Below are 19,475 nucleotides of genomic sequence, written 5' to 3' on the forward strand. Positions count from 1 at the left end.
GTGTAAATTTCCGGCGGCCTCTTCCGGCCTTCGGCGGTGGACCGGACGGTGAGCCAAGATGGAAAGGTGTGGAAGCCCGATTTGTCGCATGCGGCCCGCGAATACGGCCGGCCGACCTTGCTGTGCCTGATCAAACAGCTGGAATTGGCCGTGCGGACATCGTTCGTAACTCCGGCGACTCCACGCTGGGATCTGGACCAGGCCAGCACCTGGAACGAGGAGACAACCAGCCTCATCGCCGAAGCGACCGCACCTGGCACGGACCGGACAACCGTACTAACCGATGGCCGCAAGGTTGCGTTGACACTGAGTACAACACACGGGTTGTTGGCTAAGCGCTACGTGCTTGCGACGGTTCATTCGTCATTTATTTCCGAAGGCGTCGCGGTTAACCGGAATCAATTGACTGCGGGCCTGCTCAGCGCTGGAGAGCGAGCTTCGGAGACCTTGCTCAGCAGGCGGTAGGAGTCGAGCCGGTCGGCCGGGTCATGGGCGGTGGTGGTGACCAGGACTTCGTCTGCGCCAGTGTGCGCGACCAGTTCGTCCAGGGCGGTCGCGACCTCGTCCGGGGTGCCCCACAGGTGCCCCCGCAAGGCGCGTTCGAACTGCGCGCGCGGTCGGTCGGACATCGATCGCGCGAGGACCTGCTCCGGGAGCTCCAGCGGCGGGAACTCGCCGTGTGTGCGGGAGTAGGCGGTCGCCCACGCCTCGGGGACGAGCAGCCGCCGGGCCCGCTCGGTGCTGTCGGCGACCGCGATGGACCGTGCGAGCACCACGTACGGCTCGGTGGCCTGCGCCGACGGGCGGAAGGCCGCCCGATACTCCTCGATCATGCGGATCATCCGGTCGTCGCCGTGGGCGGGCGCGATCACCAGCGGCAATCCGAACTCGGCCGCCGTGCCCGCGCCGGCACCGGTGGCGAGCAGGAACACCGGCAGATCCAGTCCCTCAGCCGAGACGGCGTGCACACCGGAAGCCGCCTTTCCGTTCAGGTAGTCCAGCAACTCCGCGAGTTGCTCGCCGAACCGCTCGGCGGCGTCCTTACCGCGCCCCAGCGCGCGCCGGATGCCGTCGGTGAATCCGACCGAGCGGCCTAGCCCGACGTCGATTCGGTCGGGGAACAGCGAACCGAGCACGCCGAACTGCTCGGCGACCACGAGCGGCTGGTGGTTGGGCAGCATGACGCCACCGGTGCCGACCCGGATCCGGCTGGTCGCGGCGGCGACGGCCGCGGCCAGCACGGTGGGCGCCGCCCCGGCGACGCCGGGCACGCTGTGGTGCTCGGCCACCCAGAACCGGTGGTAGCCGAGGTCCTCGACCTGCTGGGCGAAGCGAACCGTGTCCCGCAGCGACTGCTGCGGGCTCACCCCCTGCCGGACGTGCGAGCGATCCAGCACGGAAAGACGCAAGCTCATATCCGTATCAACACTTGCAAAACCGCGAGATTCCAGAAGGGGGTCGATTGGTCAAGACGTAAGAACCTGCCGGTGCGAAGGGCGTCGTTTCAGACCGGTCCCGCGCACCCAGTCGATGACCTTCTTGTCGAGTGTGGCGACGAGGCAGCCGAGGTAACGCTCGCCGTGGCCTGTCGAGCCACGCCGAACTTCGTCCAGAGCGATGATGAGACGGTGAAGCTCGTCGGGTCGCTGCTCGCCGAGGTCGAGAAGTTCGACACTGATTCCCAGCAGGTGGCGGTCGCGACGGCCGGTTGGTCCAATCAGTGGGAGCAGCTCGCGACGGTGTGCGGCATCGCGCGAGCCCATGCTGACCCGGAATCGTTTCAAGCGTCCATGGATGTGGATGGCCGCTGGTCCAAGCCGGTGCGTGAGCGGCACAAGCAGTTTCTGAAGATGGTTGAGAGAGCTGTCGAAGACGGCACCTCGCCCGGGGAAGTTCTGAAGCTGGCGTGGCGGCTCCTTGGACGGCTGCACGTCCTGGGGTTCGCGGTTCAGAGCCGGCACGGACCGGGTTGGAGCCTGATAGCTCATTGGCGAGTGGGAGTGTCTGGAGTTGGTGTGGAGCACGGTTGTTCGGGGCGACGGGCGCCCGGGCGTCCAGATCGATCCCGATGGCCGACAGCGCATCCCGGTCGAGGTCACTGGATAGGCCGGCCGCGCCACCAAGGTTGACATGGCGGACGATTTCCTCCTCGACGTGTTCTGGCGTGACCCCCTGCTCGCACAGGACAGCGCTAGCGGGCGCGCTGGTGGAGGCCACGGCGAGCAGGAGATGTTCGCAGCCGATATAGCGGTGCCCGAGACGGCGGGCGTGCTCTTCGGCATGGATTACAACGGTGCGGGCGTCCACAGTGAAGCGCTCGAACATCATCGCCCCCGACTCGTCGGCCGTACTTGCGGGGTTTGCTTGGTGACGCCGAGCCGCTCGGCGATGTCCTGCCCCGCAGCTGGCGCAGGCCGGTGGTGACCAGCGAGTTACCGCCGGTGCCGAACTAGTCGTCGTGCCAGCTCACCCGGTCGCCTTGTGGTAGGCACGGGGTATGTCCACCGAGTCAGCGTTGTTGCCTGCGCTGGACCTGACCGGCACCTTTGCCTTCGGGCTAAATGGAGCCCTGACGGCGGTCCGCGCTGCACGGCTCGATGTTGTTGGTGTTCTCGCACTCGGCATGATCACGGCGTTGGGTGGCGGGGTTATTCGCGACGTCCTAATCGGTGCGATCCCGCCTGCTACGTTCCAGGACTGGCGCTACTTCGTACTCGCCGCCGGCGGCGCGCTGATCGCGTTCGCCCTCAGTAGGCGGTTGGATCGGCTGGGGATGCCGATCACGGTGCTTGACGCGGTCGGGTTGAGCGTGTTCTCCGTTATTGGAGCGAGCAAGGCGCTGTCCTTCGGGCTCCAGATCGGGCCCGCGCTGGCGTTGGGGGTGATCACCGGTGTGGGTGGGGGAACGATTCGTGACACCCTCGTCCGGCAGCTGCCGTCGGTGCTAGTGAGCGACCTGTACGCCATCCCCGCTCTGGTTGCCGCCGCTATCACAGTGGGCACGGTCGAAACGGGTGTCTACGGTCTACCGGCCGCTTTGGGCGCCGCGGCGGTCTGTTTCGTCATCCGGATGCTCGGCGTCTACTTTGGCCTCCAAGCGCCACGACCGCCACGAACAGGCAACGATCACGATTCTCCGGATTCCTGAGTCAGTTGTTCACGCGGCCGTATCGCGCTGCTTGGTGCCGCCGGTCAATCGATCCTGTGTTCTCGATCTCCGACGGGGTCAGTTCTCGGGCGGGCCGCCATTGCTGCCAGTACTGTCTTGTCGCTCGAACTGCTTCGCCCGCCGGCGTCGTTGCCACTGTTCCCGTTGCCGACGCAGCGCTTCCCGCGCGTGGCCGGTGAAGGTCGGCGGCCGCCAGTGGGCCTCGGGATGACGGACGGCGGCGTCGACCTCGAGGCGAAACCGATCGACCGAGGTCAGCAGCGCGGCGTGCTGCTGCCAGGCATCGGCATCGGCGTATGGGTCAAGGAGCAGCAGCGGTCCAGGAGCGCACGGTGAGAGCGGGCGCTTAGACCGCCGACGGTGGGGGAATACCAAGTCGGAGGCGCAACGGTCCGCCGGGAAGGACCGCAATCATCGTTTTGGAGTGAATCGTGAAGCGCGGGAAGCGGATATGGCTGGTCAAGCCGTCACATCTGCCGGTACGGGTGATGACCGGCGCCTTCATCCTCAACTCGGGATACACGATGCGCAGTGCGGACGCCGCAGCGGCGGGCCGGCTGCACGGCTTCGCTTCCGGAACCTACCCAGGGCTGCGCAAGGTCGATCCGCAGATCTTCGTACGCCTGCTGTCCGGCGGTGAGATGTTGCTCGGCGCGGCGCTACTGATCCCGGTGATTCCCTCGGCGGTCGCCGGGGCGGGTCTGGCCGCATTCGCCGGAGGGTTGGTAGGGCTGTACTTCGGCACGCCCGGCATGCGGCGACAGGGCAGCATCCGGCCGACCGAGGAGGGGCTCGGCCTGGCCAAGGATGTCTGGCTGCTGGGCATCGGGGCGTCGCTGGTGGTCGACGACCTCATGGAGCGGACGCGGCGCTGACCGCTGGTGTCGTGGCGTAGGGCGCGCCGGCGGCCGGGGGGGCGCTGATCATGATGACGGCAGGCCTCAGTCAATGATCCCGAACCCGCCGGTCCAGGGGATCTTCTCGCTCGCGGCCAGGGCGATCTGCAGAAAGCCCATCGCCTCCATCTCCCGAGCCCGCTTCAGCGTGCCGGCATCGATGACCTTCAGACCGCCGCTGGTGATCAGCCCAGCCAGGGCGGCCTTGGCATCGGCGTCGTCACCGGCGATGAGGACGGTGGTGGTCAGCGGGCCGACGGTCCCCGCGGCCAGCGTCCCGGCGAAGGTGGTGTTGAAGGCCTTTAGCACCCGGGAGTTGGGCAGCTTGGCGGCGATCTGCGCGGCGGCCGAGGAGTCCGCGGGCACGGTGAGGGAGTCGAAGGTGTCGAAGTCCACCGGGTTGGTGATATCCACGACGATCTTCCCGGCAAGCTGGTCACCGCGCTGGCGTAGCACTTCGTCGACGGCGGGGTAGGGGACGGCGAGGATAACAATGTGGCCGCTGGCCGGCTTGTCGGCGTCGCTCTCGTCGAATTTTTCGACGCTGCTGCCGCCCTTGCCGACGACACTCGCAATCGCCTGGCCCATGTTGCCGGCCCCGATGATCGAGACGTCTGCCATGAGAAGAACACCCCTTCCCACCGAATGGACGCGTAGCGCGAAAGAAACGCACCTGGCCACGTACGCGCTGGTGCTACGCGGCCGCACCTTCAGCGGGTATACCCGTGCCGCTTGCGGGTACACGGATCCAAGGAAGCACTCCCATGGCCTACCACCTCCCATCCGATCTCGACGATCGACCGGTGACCATCGACGGTGCCGGGACGCTTGGCAGGCGCATCGCTACGGTGTTCGCCGCCGGCGGCACCGACGTACGCATCTTCGACCTCGTCGCCGAGCAGCGCGCCGCCGCCCGCGATTACGCAGCAGCTCACACCGAGCAGTTCAAGCACACACTCGGTGTCGATGCACCACGCACCGGACGGGTGGAGGCCAGCGATGACCTCGCCGCCGCGGTCACCGATGCCTGGCGTCGGGCCGAGACGCAACCGTAGTGCGAGGCCCGGTCCCGCCTGGGCGGCCCGGCGGGTTTCCCGTTGTGGCGGCGGTGGTAGTCGATCGGCCAGGCATTCTGGCGCCCCGCGCGCGGGTCGCCCGAGCTTTCGTGGAGGGAAACCATGGAACCACCGCGCGTCCTGGTGGTCGGCGGCGGGTTCGCCGGCGTGGAGTGCGTGCGCAGGCTGGAACGGTTGCTCGCACCGGACGAAGCGTCGATCACGCTGGTGGCGCCGCGTAACTATCAGCTCTACCTACCGCTGCTGCCGCAGGTGGCGGCCGGCATGCTCACGCCGCAGTCGGTGGCGGTGTCGCTGCGTAGGCTGCTACACCGCACCCGGGTGGCGCCTGGTGCTGCGATCGGCGTGGACCTCGAGGCCAAGGTCTGCGTCGTCCGGGCCATCACAGACGAGATCGTCACCGAGCCGTACGACTATCTCGTGCTGGCTCCGGGCAGCGTCACACGCACGTTCGACATCCCCGGCCTCGCTGAGCAGGCGCTCGGCATGAAGACCCTGGCCGAGGCGGCGTATCTGCGTGACCACGTGATCGCACAGCTCGACATCGCGGCGGCCGCGCCGGATCACGAAGAGAAGGAAGCCCGCCTGCAGTTCGTGGCGGTGGGCGGCGGCTATTCGGGTACGGAGACCGTGGCGGCCCTGCACCGCCTCACGTCGGCGGCCGCGGAGCGGTATCCGCAACTCGACCCGCACGCGATCAAGTGGCATCTCATCGACATCGCCCACAAGCTCATGCCCGAACTCGGTGACGAGTTGGGTGAGAAGGCCATGAACTTGCTGCAGCGACGTGGCATCAACGTCTCGCTTGGCGTGTCGGTGGCCGAGGTCGATGAGAAGACCGTGCGGCTGACCGACCACCGGGTCCTGCCGTGCCGAACCCTCATCTGGACGGCGGGGGTGCAACCGAGCCCTCTGATCGGCACGCTCGACGCGGAGACCGTGCGAGGACGGCTCAGGGTCACCGAGTACATGGACGTCCCCGGATACCACGGTGTGTTCGCGGTCGGCGACGCCGCCGCGGTGCCCGACCCGGGCAAGGGCGACGGTGCCGTCTGCCCACCCACCGCGCAACACGCACAGCGCCAGGGACGGGTGGTCGCCCGGAACGTCGCCGCGACGCTCCGCGGCCACCCCATGGAGCCGTATCGGCACCGGGCTATGGGGCTGGTCGTGGACCTGGGAGGCGCGGACGCGGTGGCCAACCCGCTCGGTGTGCCACTGAAGGGCCTGCCCGCACAGGCCGTGACACGTGGCTACCACATGCTGGCGCTGCACACGCCCGTCGCGAAGACGCGGGTGCTGACGAACTGGCTGCTCAACGCCACGTCCGGGGACGACTACGTCCGCATGGGGTTCCTCGCCAACCAGCCGGCGACGCTGCGGGAACTGGAACACACCGATGCCTACCTCAGCAAGGACCGGATGCACAGCTTCACCAGGCCGTCTGACGTCGCGAGATAGCACGCCGCAAGCACGTCAGGGTGCCGGGGCAGGCCCGCCGGGCTTGCCCCGGCCTGCTTCTCAGGATGAGTATCGGTCGCGGAACCCGTGTTCGAGTTTCTTCCAGGGATTTGCCCTTGGTCTCGGGCATCGACGTCGAGATGAAGGCGATGCCGAGCACGCCGAGCAGGACGAACACCAGGAAGGTCCAGGTCGGCCCCAGGGAGGTGGTGAGCACGGGGAAGGAGATGGAAATGGCGAATTTCACCATTCGCGGCACGAAACCGCGCCGCCCATCGCGAAACCGCGGATCTTCATCGGGAGACACCCGGACTGCCCCGCTGTGGTCCTCGTCCATCTCCCGGCAGGCGGCGTCGAGCATCGCGTCGAACGCGGGATCGGGGTCGGTGAAGGGCGGGCACGAGCGCTACCGACTTTGCCGCCACCCTGGCTTCTCTTTGCGGTCCTCTCGACGCGATAGGTCCGCTGTTGCTTGGTTCGACCCGGGTTTTTCCAGGTGGCGGCAGGGTACTACCTAGGTGCGGCCGGCCCGCTCTGCCGGGTCGAATCAAGGCTTCTTCGCTGTTACCCGTCGCCGGGCTCGTCGCATTTGGTTGTTTTCGACGACATGTCCTGGAGGCAGATCATGAAGGGCTTGGTGTACAACGGCGCCCGGGACGTCGCGGTCACCGACGTGCCGGATGCGAGGATCGAACGTCCCACCGACGTGCTGGTGCGAATCACGTCCAGCAACATCTGCGGGTCGGACCTGCACATGTACGAGGGCCGCACCGACCTGGCGCCCGGGATGGTTCTGGGGCACGAGAACCTCGGCGAGGTGGCCGAGGTTGGCAGCGGTGTCGAGCGGATCCGGGTCGGTGACCGGGTGTGCCTGCCGTTCAACATCGGCTGCGGGTTCTGCCGCAACTGCGAAGAGGGCATGAGCTCCTACTGCCTGACGGTCAACCCGGATCCGAACATGGCCGGGGCGGCGTTCGGGTTCGCCGGGATGGGGCCGTTCAACGGCGGTCAGGCGGAATACCTGCGGGTGCCGTTCGGCGACTTCAACTGCCTCCGTCTGCCGGAGGATGCCGAGGAGAAGGAAGACGATTACGTCATGGTCGCGGACATCTTCCCGACCGGCTGGCACGCCACCCGGTTGGCCGGGCTGCGTTCCGGCGAAACGTGCGTGGTCTACGGTTGCGGCCCGGTGGGGCTGATGGCGGCCTACTCGGCGATGCTCCAGGGCGCGTCCAGGGTGATGATCGTCGACCGCCACCCCGACCGGCTGCGGCTGGCCGAGCAGATCGGCGTGATCCCCATCGACGATTCCCAGGGCGATCCGGTCCAGCAGGTCCTCGACCACACCAATGGGCGGGGCGCGGACCGGGGCTGCGAATGCGTGGGTTACCAGGCGCACGACCCGCAAGGCGTCGAACACCCCAACATGACCATGAACAGCCTCGTGGCCTCGGTGAAGTTCACCGGCGGGATCGGGGTGGTCGGCATCTTCCTGCCCTCCGATCCCCGTTCCAAGGACGAGTTGGAGAAAAGCGGGCAGATCGCCTTCGACATGGGGTGGCACTGGCTCAAGGGTCAGAAGATCGGTAACGGCCAAGCCCCGGTCAAGCGCTACAACCGGTATTTGCGCGATCTTATCCACGAGGGCCGGGCCAAGCCGTCCTGGATCGTCTCCCAGGACCTGCCGCTACAGCGGGCTCCGGAGGCCTACGAGCACTTCGACAAACGCGACGACGGCTGGACAAAGGTCGTGCTCAAACCCGCCATGTCGGGTTGACCCCGGCTCGCAGCGGACTGACGCCAGTCTTCACGTCGATGTGGGCAATGTGGAGCGACGATCCCGCGTGGCACGCGGCTGGCGTCGCCCGCTTGGGTAGAGGAATCGGCTCTGACCAAGACCAAGAGGCCCCTCGGGCCCGGCGCAGATCCGGACCCGACCGCGCCGGTCAACCAACGCTTTGTCGTGACGCGGCCGAGAAGTGCACGGTAGAGACGTGTCCCACCGTGCTGTTCGAACATGTCGCGTCCTGTGCCTTCAGCCGCGTTCCTGGCTGTACAGCTCCGCACCGCCCCCAACAGTTCTGCGAGTCGTCTTGCGAAGCGCGACCTGGGTGAACGCGCGCCGGGTGAGCTGTTCGCTGAACTCGCACATCCGGGTCGTCTATGGGAATGGCCGTGCGTGACAACCGTGGCCGAAGAAAAGGGAACGAGGGCGTTCTCAAACGGTAAGCGACGGGGCCTGTCATCTTTAGCTGGAGACGCTCTAGTGGCCCAGGTGGTGTCGGTTCCCGTGGCTGACGACCGGACGGGACAAGGATGACGGGGCGCGGCCGGACAACAGACGAGTGAGCCGTTTGAGTGACGGGCGCCGTGCTGCCTGAGATGCCCAGAAGCAGCCGTTTGTGTAAGCAGGAATTCCTGACCCCGGAGCGAGGAGACGGGCATGGAGGAGCGTGCGGTCGCGGGTCTCGATGACCTTACGGCGTTCTTGGCCCGGCTGACCGGTTTGCTGCTGCGCTCGTCCGGCGAGGGTGCCCATCTCGTCGAGCGAGCCGTGGCCGGAAGCGCCCGTGCCTTCGGCGGCGCCGCGTCCTTGTTGTTGGTGCCGGAGGGGGCGGCGCTCACGGTCACCGCAGCGGACGGTGCTACCCGCACCGTCATCGTGCATGGCTTTCCGGAAGCCTTCCGCCTCGACCAACTCGTCGCGACCGGGCCGCTCCTCGCCGAGCTGCGGGCTGGCGGGATGGGCATCGCGGAGGCCGACCGGAGGCTCACGGAGATCGAGACGGCGGCGGCGCCGTACCCGTGGTGGCTGAAGTTCTTCGGCGTGGTGCTGTTCGCGCTGGGGTTCGCGCCGGCGATGCAGCCAACCTGGTACGAGGTCGCCACGACGGCCGTGCTGGGTGCGCTCGCCGCGGCTCTGGTGGTCATTGCCGACCGTGTGCCCCGGCTGCACCGGATCCTTCCGCTGACGGTGTCGACGGTGGTCTCCATCGCCACGATCGAACTGTTCGCCAACGACCCTGCGCACGGCGGTCCCGTCCTGCTGATGCTCCCTGCACTGTTCTATTTCGTCCCCGGAGACTATTTGAGCGCGGCGACCGCCGAACTGGCCGCCGGTCTGATCACGACCGGTGCGATACGGCTCGTGTACTCCATCTTCCTGCTGATCCAGCTGTATGTCGGTGTCCTTTTCGGCGTCTTCTTCGCCGGTGCCTCCCCCCACGCTCTCTTCGATGTCGCCGGCCACTCCGATCTGCCCAGGTGGGCGCTGTTTTTGGCCTGGATCGTTTTCGTCGTGGGAACCCTGCTCGCCTTTGCGATCCCGCTGCGCTTCTTCTGGGTGCTGCTCCTGCTTGTTTACGTCGCCGTCGGCGTGCAGTCGGCGTTGACGAAGCTCGTCGGGGAGACGGGCGGCACCTTCGTAGCCGCGGTCGTCCTGGCCGCCGCGGCCACGGTGATCGCGCGCGGGCCGCGCCGCCCGCCCCGGCTGGTCCTGATGCTGCCCGGCTTCTTCACGCTCACGGTCGGCTCGCTCGGCCTGCGTGGCCTGAGCACTCTGGCCGGTGGCTATGTCGAGGGTTTCCGGGACCTGCTGAAGCTGGTCACGATCGTCACCGCACTCGCCGTTGGCCTGGTGGTCGGCGGAGTGCTCGTGCACAAGCCTGGCGACGCGTAGGTGAGGCCGCCCGTCACCCACGCACCATTGCTGCTGTCAGGCGGCCTGATCCAGGGTGTGCTATCTCCGATCATCGGCCGGATCTACGACGCCGTGGGCGGCTGCCTGGGAATCATCGCCGTGCTATGCGCCCCGTTCGTGCGTCGCCTCCGCGGGAACCCCGACCGCACGGCCGTCGACACCTGATCGCCCGTGCACACAGTGCCGGCCGGGACACCGCGTCGGTCCCCGCGGCCAACCCGGCAAGTGATCATAAACGTTGGACAGAGCCGCTCGTCTTATAGACCGCTGTGGGTCCGGAGGTCGGGTGCGGTCCAGGGCAGGTCGAGCATGGCCCGCAGTGCCGGGTTGGCATTGGTGGTGCGCCACACGGCATGCAGTCGCACGGGTTCGGGGTCCGGGGTGATCAGGGGCCGGAAGGTGATACCCGTGAAGCGAGCCCGCGCTGCGGCTTCAGGGACGAGACCCAGCCCGACGCCGACTCCCACCAGGGCAAGGATGCTGTGGACCTGAGTCAGGTGCTGGCTATAGCGGACCGCGATCCCGGCATCGCGGAACAGGCCGACGAGCAGTTCGTGGAAGTAGCGGGACTCCGTCGGGGACCACATGACCACGTCCTCGCCGTCGAGATCCGCCACCTGAAGGCTGTCCCGCTGGGCCAGTCGGTGCTGAGCCGGCAGTGCGGCGACGAGCGGTTCTCGCCTGACCTCTCGGGAAGACAGTTCGGGGCGGGTGACCGGGGGCCGGACGAGGCCGAGGTCGAGGTTCCCGCCGGAGAGCGCATCCAACTGGTCGGCCGTGACCATCTCATGCAACACGAGGTCGACCTGCGGGAGTTGGGTGCGCATGCGGGCGAGCATCGGGCCGAGGGCGGCGGGAGCGGAGGCGGCGGTGAATCCCAGAGCCACCGTCCCGGCCTCGCCGGTCGGCACGCGGCGCACGGCCAGCACGGCGCTGTCGGCATCGTGCAGGAGACGGCGGGCGTCGCGGAGGAAAGCGCGGCCGGCCGGGGTCAACCGGATCGCGCGGTCGGTGCGGTCGATCAGTTGGACGCCCAGTTCCCGCTCGAGGGCCTGGATCTGCCGGGTCAGCGGCGGCTGGGTCATGCGAAGTCGCGCCGCAGCACGGCCGTAGTGCAACTCCTCGGCGACCGCGACGAAGCCGGAAAGCTGAGCCAATGTGAACATATGCACGAAAGGTATCAGAAGCTGCCAAATTAGACTTGGACAGGTATCGGTCGCGCTTATTACCGTGACTCGCATCCGTCCATGGCGCCCGCCACGACCGGCGCTGAAGCTGCCGGCCGACTGCGGAGCACCGCATCCGTCAGAAGTGAGTCAACGATGACCCTTTCTACGCAGGAGCGCGACGGTGCGCTCGCAGGCGCGGTGCGCAAGGTGTCACGCCGCGTCGTCCCGCTGTTCATCGTGATGTTGATCTGCAACCAGATCGACCGTGGCAATATCAGCTTTGCGCAGAAGCACCTGCACACCGATATCGGCCTGAGCGCTGCGGCGTACGGCCTCGGCGCCGGCCTGTTCTTCATCGCCTACGCGCTGTTCGAGGTCCCCAGCAACCTGCTGCTGGAGAAGTTCGGCCCCCGGATGTGGCTGACCCGGATCATGGTGACCTGGGGGCTGGTGTCTGCGGCGATGATGCTGGTGCAGGGCCCGACGTCGTTCTATGTTCTGCGGTTCCTGCTCGGGGTCGCCGAGGCCGGGTTCTTCCCGGCGGTGATCTACTACTTCACCCGCTGGCTGCCCAACAGCCACCGCGGGCGGGCCACCGCGCTGTTCATAGCCGGTTCCTCGATCGCCACCGCGATCACGGGCCCGGTGTCCGGCCCGCTGCTGACCCTCGACGGCGTGGCCGGGCTGCACGGGTGGCAGTGGATGTTCGGCATCGAGGGAGCGCTGTCCGTGGTCGTCGGCGTCATCGCCTACTTCCTCCTGGACAACCGCATCGGGGACGCCCGCTGGCTCACCGCCGCCGAGAAGACCGCGCTCGCTGAGCAGATCGGCCGCGAGGACGCGGCCAAGACCGCCGACAGCCGGGCACACGGCGTGTCCCGGTGGCGGCTGCTGGTCAGTCCGAAGGTGCTGCTGTTCTGCTGGGTCTACTTCGCCATCCAGTTGGCCATCTACGCCAACACGTTCTGGCTGCCGACCATCGTGGGCAGGATCAAGGGCACCAATGACGTCACGGTCGGCTTGCTCTCCGCGCTGCCGTGGATCTGCGCGATCATCGCGATGTACATCACCGGCCGTATCGGTGACCGCCGGGGCAATCGCAAGGGTCTCCTGGTCGGGGCGCTGCTCACCGCGGCAGTCGGTACCTTCTTCGCCGCCATCGTCTCCCCGGTCCTGGCGCTGGTATTCCTCTGCATTGCCGCGATGGGGTTCAAGAGCGCCAGCCCGCTGTTCTGGTCCTTCCCGCAGAACGGGCTCGCCCCCGCGGTGGTCGCCCCCGCCATCGCGCTGATCAACTCGTTGGGCAACTTGGGCGGCTTCGTCGCCCCCTACGGTTTCGGTCTGGTCAAGTCCGCCACCGGGCAGGTCACCGGCGGCCTGTACGCGCTGGCCTTTGCCTGCCTACTCGGCGCCGCTTCCGTCTTCGCCTTCCGTCCTCGCCGCAGCGCCGACGACGCACCCGCGGCATCCGCGCCAGCGGTCGGGACGCAGGAACGCACCACGACCTTCGAAGCGCCCTGAGCGCCACTACCCACGAGTACAGCTCTACCACCCGGGAGAACGGCCCTCGTGACCGATTACACCCCCGCCGCGCTCGCCCGGAAGCTGGGTTCCGGCCTGCTGTCCTTTCCCGTCACCCACTTCCGCGACGACTACTCCTTCGACGAGGCCGGCTACCGGGAGCACATTGCCTGGCTGTCGCAGCGCCCGGCCGCCGGCCTGTTCGCCGCTGGCGGCACGGGTGAGTTTTTCTCGCTGACCCCTGCGGAGGTCGAAAGGGTCGTCACCGCCGCCGTAAAGGAGGCACCGGCCGGCCTCCCGATCGTCGCACCGGCGGGTTACGGCACGGCCACCGCTATCGAACTGGCTCGCGCGGCGGAGCGCGCCGGCGCCGACGGTATCCTGCTGTTCCCGCCGTACCAGCTGTCCCAACCTGGTCGGCTTCAAAGACGGTGTCGGCAACATCGAGCAGATGACGTGCATTCGTGCCCGCGTCGGGGACCGGCTGACCTACATTGGCGGGCTGCCGACCGCGGAGCTGTTCGCCCTGCCTTACCTCGAGCTGGGTGTGACCACCTACTCCTCGGCGATTTTCAACTTCCTGCCCGAGTTCGCGCTTGAGTTCTATGCCGCGGTCCGCGGCCGCGAGTACGACCTCGTGGCCAAGCACCTCAACGACTTCGTCCTGCCCTACTGCGACCTGCGTAACCGGCGCGAGGGTTACGCGGTCAGCATTATCAAGGCAGGTCTTAAGGTCATCGGCCGTCCGGCCGGCCCAGTCCGCACCCCCTTGGTGGACCTCGGCGAGGACGAACTCGCCGTCCTCGCCGAACTGGTCACCGGACTGCCCCCAACGCCACGGCCTGACCGTTTCGCCGCTCGTCCTCGCTGGTCGTCCGCTGCGCCGGCCCGAGGAGCTACTCACATTTCGCCCCGGAGAGAACCCAAAGCCATGGCCACCCCCGCACCGGCCGACAGATGGCCGGGTAGACGATCTTCAGCGCCGGCCTACTGGTTCTGTTGACTTTGGTGTGCGGCTCGGACGATGTTCCAGGAGTTGGCCGGGCCGGCGAGCCGGCGACCGTCAACGTAGAACACCGGGTAGCTGGGCAGGCTGGCTGTAGAGGCATCGAGGTTGTCGTCCTCAACGCGGCCGAGCTGGGCGTATGTGCGCACGTCGTGCGAGAACCGCTCCACGTCGAGGCCGAGGCCGCCGGCGAGCTGGCGCAACGTGCGGGCGTCTGACCCGTCTGGACGACCAGCGATCTCGTCGTGCATTTGCCAGAACCGCCCCTGCGCTGCCGCGGCTTCCAGCGCGAGTGCCTGCACCAGATCGGCCTGCTCAGTGGCGTGGTGGCGAAACACCAGGCGGAGCTCGTCGCCGAGCGCTTCGCGGACTTCGTTTTCGACCTCGAACGTGCGGGTCCGGTATCGATGATCCAGCGCCGCGTAGACGACGATGGTCGTCTCGGCCTCGACTGGGCCACGAATGTGGTCCCGCTCGGGGTCCACCTGCCGTTGCAGCTTCCTGTCCGCCGGGGTGGGCAGCGGCCGGACCTGGTTCCCGATGGCGAACACGGCCCACGCCAGCGCTAGCGCGAGCACGGCGGCGAGCAAGACACCGACACGCGCCTCGTCCTGCAACCGAGGATCAGTTAGTGCCAGGCTCGCGACCAGCAACGAGATCGTGAAGCCCATCCCGGACAGCGTCCCGACACCGGCGAGCCGCGGTCCGTCCAGGCTGGGTGTGCGTTTGCCGGGCAGCAGCCCTCGGACCAGTGTCGAGGTCCCCGTGATCCCGACGAACTTGCCGAGCACCAGCCCGGCTACGATGCCCCAGGTCAGCCGGGATGACAGCGCGGCCGACAGTGCCTGCGCCGACAGTGGTACTCCTGCGTTGGACAAGGCGAACAGCGGCACCACGAGATAGTTCACGTACGGACGGATCAGATCGGTCAAGCGCTGATTCATCGGTACCGACCGGTCGATGCTCCACCGAGCCAGCCGGGCGGCCCGGGCTACCGGGGCTTGCCGGAACAGGTGGACGATGCGTGAGGCCGTGTCGACGTCCTGCAGGCGCGTGGGGTAGACGGGCATCAGCAGCGCGATCAGCACTCCGGCAAGCGTGGGGTGCACCCCCGAGCGGTACATCGCCAGCCATACGAGCGCCCCGGCCACGAGATATGGCATGACCCGCCATACCTGGGCCCGTTGCAGTAGCCAGATGACGATCAGGCCTCCGCCGGCGACCACGAGCCAGATGGCCGACAGGGCGCGGGTGTAGAAGATGGCGATCACGCTCAATGCACCGATGTCGTCCACGACCGCGAGCGTCAGCAAGAAGACCCGCAGCCGGGGCGCCTGGGCCGGACCGACCAAGGCCAGCATGCCAAGCGCGAACGCGGTGTCGGTGGAGATCACCACACCCCATGCGTCCGCGGTCCGGCTCCCAGCGTTGACCAGGAAGAACACCAGCACCGGAACGGCCATACCGCCCAGCGCGGCACACACCGGGAGTACCGCCCGCGTACGGTCGCGCAGCTCGCCCAGGGTGAACTCGCGCCGCACGTCCAAGCCGACGGAGAAGAAGAACGCCGCCATGACCCCGTCGTCGACCCACTTCGCCACGGGCATCGACAGGTCCAGCCCGCCGACTCCCACCCCTGCTTTGGTGGACCAAAACGCCTCGTAGCTGTGCCCGAGATTCGCCCACACCAACGCGGCGACGGTGACGATACCGAGTACTGCGGCAGCCAGCGGTTCACTGTCCAAGAACCGCAGCACCGCTCGCCGACGCAGCTCGAAGGGCGACTGTGTCACGGTGCACCCGCATTGTCTCGGCTCTCCGTCGTCGCCGGCGCATCAGCGTGCGCATGGCGCCAGCGTCTGCAGGATAGAGCGGTGCAGCCATACCACCCTGACCGATCACTCTCAGCAAGATCGTGAACGGTCGCCGGCAGAAGGGATGCCAGCTCCACGCCGCGGAAACTGCTTACCCCCGCGCGACTGGTGCAAACCCGGGAAGAGGGAAGGTTCCCAGCCCGCTGCGGTTGTGCGCGCCGGCGGCAGAGGGGGTGCTTCTCTCGGCCGGTGGTGTTTTGGTCAGCCGGCTGGGCGGTGGATGGTGCCGGCCTGCATGACGAAATCGACCTGCCTGGTGGCCTCGATGTCGTCGAAGGGGTCACCGGGCAGTGCGATGAGGTCTGCGGTGGCGCCAGGTTGGAGCCGGCCGAGGTCGAATCGGTTGAGCAGGTCGGCGGCGACGCTGGTCGCGGCGCGGAGGGCTCGTAGCGGGGTGATGCCGGCTTCCACCATGGTGGGGAACTCTCGCCAGTTCTCGCGGTGGGGGAACATGCCGGCATCGGTGCCGAAGGCGACGTGGACGTCGCTGGCGGCGACGTTGCGTGCGGACTCGCGGAGTTGGTCTGCGTAGCGGTCGAACTTCTCGCGTTCGGCGGGGTCCTTGCCCTGCCAGTAGGTGTCGTCTTCGAGGTGGTCGAGCGCGTCGATGACCATGAACTGGGTCGGTACGAGGAACACGCCGCGCTGTTGCATCAGTAACAGCGTCTCTTTGGAGGCGAGGTTGCCGTGCTCGATGGAGCGCACCCCGGCGCGCACGGCCCGCGCGACGCCTTCGTCGCCGTAGGCGTGCGGAGTAGCGGGGACGCCCAGATCCCGGGCGCCCGCCACCAGGGCGTCCATCTCGTCCTGGCTGTAGGTGGCCTGGCCGGGATCGTCGGTGGGCGTGCCGAACCCGCCGGTAGCGCCGAACTTGATCCAGTCGGCGCCGGCTCGGATCTCTTCCCGCACCGCCCGGAGGACGGCCGCGGGCCCGTCGGCGAGCACACCGATCTCCCGGCGGAACTCCGGAGCCAGCAGGGAGGAGAAGTCGCCATGGGCACCACGAGCGGAAATCAGATGCGGAGCCACGATCATGCGCGGCCCGCTGACGAACCCGGCCGCGACGGCGTCGCGTAGGTACAGCGTGATCGGCTCGCTGGTGAAGGCCGCGAGATCCCGGATGGTGGTGAAACCACGGTCCAGCAAGTCCCGCAGCACCGGTAGCGCGTGTAAGGCGATCACGGTGGCCGGATCGGAGACGAAGGCACCGAGCAGGTGGGCTGGATCGAGGGTGGTGTGGATGTGGCAGTCGATGAATCCGGGTAGCAGCAGACGGTCACCGAGCTCCGACACCTTGGCCTGCCGTCGATCCACCTGCGGGCCGAGCTCGGCGACGCGGGTGCCGCGGATGAGCACCTCGGTATGACCCGTTGGCTGGTCTGCCATCCCGTCCCAGGATCGGTCGGCGACCAAGACCACGTCTGTGTTTCCATCGTGTTCTGCCACGGCCATCACCATCACCTCGTCAGCAGCATCGTGAGCCGTCTCGCGTCTCGGCGTGCTGGTCGTCAAGGTCCATCAAGGGTGTGCGAGGGTACTGCTCTTCGGTGATTGTCGGTCGTTGCGGGCGGCGGTGCAGCACATCCGTTTCCCTCACGGTGGTTGTCGCGAGCGCCCGCCCGGGCCACGTAGTCGTCGGGCCGCAGATCGTACTCCGAGTGGACCACTGGCATTACGGTGTGGTGGTGGCGAAGGCGGACAACGGCTCGACTGGTGTGGGAATGCTCGATCGCCTCATCACGTTGGGCCGCGCTTCGCCTCGTCGGCGCTGACGGTTGCGGCGGCGCCGGTGCTGGGCGATCTGCAGGCGAAGACCGGCGAGACGGCCCAGTTGTGGGTGCTCCGGGGTAGTGACCGGTTGTGCGTGGTGAGTGCGGAGTCGGCCGAGGAACTGCGGGCGGCGGTGCCGGTCGGACAAGCTCACGATGACCAACACAGAGTCCACAGTGGATTCTCTCATCGTGTGGGGTGCATGCGCCGGGGTTGGCCCCGGCTTCACCCTGGAGGCAGCCGTCGTACGCCTGGCCAACGATATCGCCGAGTTGCGTGACGACGGCGGCATCCGGCCGGTGTGCGCACCATGACCACTGTGCTCCCGCAGCAGCAGGTTCCGGAAATTAGGGTAGCGGGCTTGTCGGTCGAAGCCGACCCGGATCGGATCACCATCCGCGAGGTGGCCAACACCGTGTTCGAGCTACCTGTTGACCGGACTACGGGGCGACACGCCGACATCGTGGAGGTCATTGGGGGCTGTTGACCGGTAGACCTCATCCACCTTGATCACAGAGAGGTGGATGGCGTGTTCGATCATGTCGAGCGGGATGTCAGCTCGATTCGGCTTCCCCGATGGGGCCGGGTGGCCCCGGCCGAGGGCGTGGTGCCGTGGCTGGTGGTCGGCCCTGATGGTGTGCCGGTGGAGCCGATCCGACGGTTCCTCGTCGATTTCGTGGCCCAGGACAATCGGCTGGGCTCGGTACGCAGCTACGCCTATGACCTGCTGCGTTGGTGGCGGTGGTTGCAGGTCGTTGGCGTCGAGTGGGACAAGGCGACGCCTGCCGAGGTGCGGGATCTGGTGCTGTGGCTCAAACAGGCCACGAAGCCCAGGACTGCGGCGCGAACCACGTCAGCGGCGACGGCTGGCCGCGTCAACCCAGTGACTCGCAAGCGCCATCTCGGTGACCAGTACGAGCCGAGGACGATCCGGCATTCGAACGCTGTGCTGCGCAGCTTCTACCGGTTCTGGATCGACGATGTCGGCGCGGGCCCACTGATCAACCCGGTGCCGCTGGACCGGCGGGGGCGCAGGCCGAACGCGCACCACAACCCGCTGGAGCCGTTCAAGGCCGAGGGCCGCCTGCGCTACAACCCGAAACTGCCCAAGGGCAGGCCGAGGGAGATGCCCGACGAGCGGTGGAACGAACTGTTCGCCATGCTGCGGTCCAACCGGGACCGCGCGATCCTCGCCCTGGCGATCAGCAACGGCGCTCGCGCCTCGGAGATCCTCGGGATCCGAGGCGCCGATCTGGACTGGGGTGAGCAACTCGTTCGCGTGGTCCGCAAAGGCACTCAGGCCGAGCAGTGGCTGCCGGCCAGCCCGGAGGCGTTCGTCTGGATCCGCCTCTACCTAGCGGACCTGACTACTCCGGTGGAGCCTGCCCAGCCGCTGTGGCAGACACTCCGCAGCCGCGATCATGGGGACGGGCTTCGCCGACATCCGCTGAACTACGAGGCGTTGCGCGCGGTCTTTCGCCGGGTCAACGCCGCGCTGGGCGCCAACTGGTCGATGCACGACCTCCGGCACACCGCCGCGCTACGCATGAGCCGGGATCACACCTTGTGTGTGCCATGAACGTGAAAGGGGAGGGTTTCGGTGTAGAAGGCGAGATCTGAACTGGAGCGGTGCTGTGTTTGTGATGAAGGTGGGCCCTTCGGGATCGCTGTGCAGGCGGAGATCTCAAACCGCCCTGTGTTGCTGCGGTGAATGAGTCGTGGTGGTGAGCGACAGGGAAAAGGCACTGCGAGACGGTGTCAGGTGGGGGTCGGGAAGGCGAATACAAGTGAACCATCGAAGACGCGTCGTTATGATCAAAATGACATCGAAAC

Annotated in this window: 20 protein-coding genes and 2 pseudogenes; 14 read left to right on the top strand and 8 right to left on the bottom strand. The window is 67.3% G+C overall.

The features are described from left to right. Positions 1-66 precede the first annotated feature (66 nt). Positions 67-465, top strand: coding sequence for a hypothetical protein (locus tag A3CU_RS52660; RefSeq protein ID WP_156960522.1), 399 nt, complete (start codon positions 67-69; stop codon positions 463-465). Here A3CU_RS52660 and A3CU_RS0124370 read toward each other — a convergent pair. The 3 genes and pseudogenes from A3CU_RS0124370 to A3CU_RS55950 all read right to left on the bottom strand — a co-directional run. Next, entirely contained in the window at positions 399-1,415 is a 1,017-nt protein-coding gene (locus A3CU_RS0124370) for an MsnO8 family LLM class oxidoreductase (RefSeq protein WP_027944516.1), read from the bottom strand. The genes A3CU_RS52660 and A3CU_RS0124370 overlap by 67 nt on opposite strands. A gap of 51 nt (positions 1,416-1,466) precedes the next feature. Then, on the bottom strand, positions 1,467-1,988 hold the full coding sequence (locus A3CU_RS55945; RefSeq protein ID WP_169739680.1) for a hypothetical protein: 522 nt from the start codon (positions 1,986-1,988) through the stop codon (positions 1,467-1,469). Positions 1,989-2,184: 196 nt separating this feature from the next. After that, positions 2,185-2,328 (bottom strand): annotated as a pseudogene (locus A3CU_RS55950) (Clp protease N-terminal domain-containing protein); the annotation flags it as partial. 169 nt (positions 2,329-2,497) lie between these two features. Between A3CU_RS55950 and A3CU_RS0124385 the strand changes: the two are divergent. The 3 genes from A3CU_RS0124385 (at position 2,498) to A3CU_RS0124395 (ending at position 4,044) form a co-directional block, all read left to right on the top strand. Continuing rightward, entirely contained in the window at positions 2,498-3,148 is a 651-nt protein-coding gene (locus A3CU_RS0124385; protein WP_027944519.1) for a trimeric intracellular cation channel family protein, read from the top strand. A 117-nt stretch (positions 3,149-3,265) separates the two neighbouring features. Beyond that, a complete protein-coding gene (locus tag A3CU_RS52665; RefSeq protein WP_156960524.1) occupies positions 3,266-3,505 on the top strand; it encodes a hypothetical protein in 240 nt (79 codons plus the stop codon). A 152-nt stretch (positions 3,506-3,657) separates the two neighbouring features. Beyond that, a complete protein-coding gene (locus A3CU_RS0124395; protein ID WP_245617307.1) occupies positions 3,658-4,044 on the top strand; it encodes a hypothetical protein in 387 nt (128 codons plus the stop codon). A 66-nt stretch (positions 4,045-4,110) separates the two neighbouring features. On the opposite strand, the gene A3CU_RS0124400 is transcribed toward A3CU_RS0124395, so the two are convergent. Further along, positions 4,111-4,686 (bottom strand): NADPH-dependent F420 reductase, encoded by a 576-nt coding sequence (locus A3CU_RS0124400; protein WP_027944521.1) that lies wholly within the window; start codon positions 4,684-4,686, stop codon positions 4,111-4,113. Positions 4,687-4,829: 143 nt separating this feature from the next. Between A3CU_RS0124400 and A3CU_RS0124405 the strand changes: the two genes are divergently transcribed. Both A3CU_RS0124405 and A3CU_RS0124410 read left to right on the top strand, forming a co-directional pair. Next, positions 4,830-5,120: a 3-hydroxyacyl-CoA dehydrogenase NAD-binding domain-containing protein gene (locus tag A3CU_RS0124405; protein WP_027944522.1), complete on the top strand. Its 291-nt coding sequence runs from the start codon at positions 4,830-4,832 to the stop codon at positions 5,118-5,120. Positions 5,121-5,243: 123 nt separating this feature from the next. After that, a complete protein-coding gene (locus tag A3CU_RS0124410; RefSeq protein WP_027944523.1) occupies positions 5,244-6,602 on the top strand; it encodes an NAD(P)/FAD-dependent oxidoreductase in 1,359 nt (452 codons plus the stop codon). Here the strand turns inward: A3CU_RS0124410 and A3CU_RS0124415 are convergent. Further along, a complete protein-coding gene (locus tag A3CU_RS0124415) occupies positions 6,574-6,963 on the bottom strand; it encodes an MFS transporter (RefSeq protein WP_027944524.1) in 390 nt (129 codons plus the stop codon). The two genes, A3CU_RS0124410 and A3CU_RS0124415, sit on opposite strands and share 29 nt — an antisense overlap. A gap of 264 nt (positions 6,964-7,227) precedes the next feature. Here A3CU_RS0124415 and A3CU_RS0124420 point away from each other — a divergent pair, with 264 nt between their 5' ends. The 3 genes from A3CU_RS0124420 to A3CU_RS0124435 all read left to right on the top strand — a co-directional run bounded on the left by A3CU_RS0124420 (position 7,228) and on the right by A3CU_RS0124435 (position 10,467). Further along, the gene (locus tag A3CU_RS0124420) at positions 7,228-8,379 is read left to right on the top strand and encodes a glutathione-independent formaldehyde dehydrogenase (protein ID WP_027944525.1); all 1,152 of its coding nucleotides are present in this window, start codon (positions 7,228-7,230) and stop codon (positions 8,377-8,379) included. Between the two features lie 666 nt (positions 8,380-9,045). Beyond that, on the top strand, positions 9,046-10,281 hold the full coding sequence (locus A3CU_RS46400) for a threonine/serine exporter family protein (RefSeq protein ID WP_052372083.1): 1,236 nt from the start codon (positions 9,046-9,048) through the stop codon (positions 10,279-10,281). Positions 10,282-10,308: 27 nt separating this feature from the next. Continuing rightward, positions 10,309-10,467, top strand: a complete 159-nt coding sequence (locus tag A3CU_RS0124435) for a hypothetical protein (protein ID WP_156960525.1) — start codon at positions 10,309-10,311, stop codon at positions 10,465-10,467. A gap of 92 nt (positions 10,468-10,559) precedes the next feature. On the opposite strand, the gene A3CU_RS46405 is transcribed toward A3CU_RS0124435, so the two are convergent. After that, positions 10,560-11,468, bottom strand: coding sequence for a LysR family transcriptional regulator (locus A3CU_RS46405; protein WP_052372085.1), 909 nt, complete (start codon positions 11,466-11,468; stop codon positions 10,560-10,562). A gap of 156 nt (positions 11,469-11,624) precedes the next feature. On the opposite strand from A3CU_RS46405, the gene A3CU_RS46410 reads away from it, so the two are divergent. Both A3CU_RS46410 and A3CU_RS51355 read left to right on the top strand, forming a co-directional pair. Further along, positions 11,625-12,992, top strand: a complete 1,368-nt coding sequence (locus A3CU_RS46410; protein WP_084143673.1) for an MFS transporter — start codon at positions 11,625-11,627, stop codon at positions 12,990-12,992. A gap of 48 nt (positions 12,993-13,040) precedes the next feature. Next, positions 13,041-13,827: pseudogene (locus A3CU_RS51355) on the top strand (5-dehydro-4-deoxyglucarate dehydratase); the annotation flags it as partial. 152 nt (positions 13,828-13,979) lie between these two features. Here A3CU_RS51355 and nhaA read toward each other — a convergent pair. Together nhaA and A3CU_RS0124460 are read right to left on the bottom strand one after the other, a co-directional pair. Continuing rightward, positions 13,980-15,791, bottom strand: a complete 1,812-nt coding sequence (gene nhaA, locus A3CU_RS0124455) for a Na+/H+ antiporter NhaA (protein ID WP_027944527.1) — start codon at positions 15,789-15,791, stop codon at positions 13,980-13,982. A 282-nt stretch (positions 15,792-16,073) separates the two neighbouring features. Beyond that, positions 16,074-17,318, bottom strand: a complete 1,245-nt coding sequence (locus tag A3CU_RS0124460; RefSeq protein ID WP_211246499.1) for a metal-dependent hydrolase family protein — start codon at positions 17,316-17,318, stop codon at positions 16,074-16,076. Between the two features lie 479 nt (positions 17,319-17,797). On the opposite strand from A3CU_RS0124460, the gene A3CU_RS54640 reads away from it, so the two are divergent. Genes A3CU_RS54640 through A3CU_RS46425 form a run of 3 tightly spaced genes read left to right on the top strand, consistent with a single transcriptional unit; the run spans position 17,798 to position 19,221 of the window. Next, the gene (locus A3CU_RS54640) at positions 17,798-17,956 is read left to right on the top strand and encodes a hypothetical protein (protein ID WP_245617302.1); all 159 of its coding nucleotides are present in this window, start codon (positions 17,798-17,800) and stop codon (positions 17,954-17,956) included. Next, complete coding sequence (locus A3CU_RS54645) at positions 17,953-18,129, top strand: hypothetical protein (protein ID WP_245617303.1); 177 nt, start codon at positions 17,953-17,955, stop codon at positions 18,127-18,129. Before A3CU_RS54640 ends, A3CU_RS54645 begins: the two co-directional genes overlap by 4 nt. Positions 18,130-18,171: 42 nt before the next feature. After that, complete coding sequence (locus A3CU_RS46425) at positions 18,172-19,221, top strand: tyrosine-type recombinase/integrase (RefSeq protein WP_084143675.1); 1,050 nt, start codon at positions 18,172-18,174, stop codon at positions 19,219-19,221. Positions 19,222-19,475 lie beyond the last annotated feature (254 nt).

It is taken from the genome of Amycolatopsis taiwanensis DSM 45107 (assembly GCF_000519205.1).
GTDB classification, from domain to species: domain Bacteria; phylum Actinomycetota; class Actinomycetes; order Mycobacteriales; family Pseudonocardiaceae; genus Amycolatopsis_E; species Amycolatopsis_E taiwanensis.

Coding starts and splice junctions, on each gene's coding strand:
- A3CU_RS0124370 (WP_027944516.1), bottom strand. CDS start 1,415: ATGAGCTTGCGTCTTTCCGTGCTGGATCGCTCGCACGTCCGGCAGGGG.
- A3CU_RS55945 (WP_169739680.1), bottom strand. CDS start 1,988: ATGAGCTATCAGGCTCCAACCCGGTCCGTGCCGGCTCTGAACCGCGAA.
- A3CU_RS0124385 (WP_027944519.1), top strand. CDS start 2,498: ATGTCCACCGAGTCAGCGTTGTTGCCTGCGCTGGACCTGACCGGCACC.
- A3CU_RS0124395 (WP_245617307.1), top strand. CDS start 3,658: ATGACCGGCGCCTTCATCCTCAACTCGGGATACACGATGCGCAGTGCG.
- A3CU_RS0124400 (WP_027944521.1), bottom strand. CDS start 4,686: ATGGCAGACGTCTCGATCATCGGGGCCGGCAACATGGGCCAGGCGATT.
- A3CU_RS0124405 (WP_027944522.1), top strand. CDS start 4,830: ATGGCCTACCACCTCCCATCCGATCTCGACGATCGACCGGTGACCATC.
- A3CU_RS0124410 (WP_027944523.1), top strand. CDS start 5,244: ATGGAACCACCGCGCGTCCTGGTGGTCGGCGGCGGGTTCGCCGGCGTG.
- A3CU_RS0124415 (WP_027944524.1), bottom strand. CDS start 6,963: ATGCTCGACGCCGCCTGCCGGGAGATGGACGAGGACCACAGCGGGGCA.
- A3CU_RS0124420 (WP_027944525.1), top strand. CDS start 7,228: ATGAAGGGCTTGGTGTACAACGGCGCCCGGGACGTCGCGGTCACCGAC.
- A3CU_RS46400 (WP_052372083.1), top strand. CDS start 9,046: ATGGAGGAGCGTGCGGTCGCGGGTCTCGATGACCTTACGGCGTTCTTG.
- A3CU_RS46405 (WP_052372085.1), bottom strand. CDS start 11,468: ATGTTCACATTGGCTCAGCTTTCCGGCTTCGTCGCGGTCGCCGAGGAG.
- A3CU_RS46410 (WP_084143673.1), top strand. CDS start 11,625: ATGACCCTTTCTACGCAGGAGCGCGACGGTGCGCTCGCAGGCGCGGTG.
- A3CU_RS54640 (WP_245617302.1), top strand. CDS start 17,798: ATGACCAACACAGAGTCCACAGTGGATTCTCTCATCGTGTGGGGTGCA.
- A3CU_RS54645 (WP_245617303.1), top strand. CDS start 17,953: ATGACCACTGTGCTCCCGCAGCAGCAGGTTCCGGAAATTAGGGTAGCG.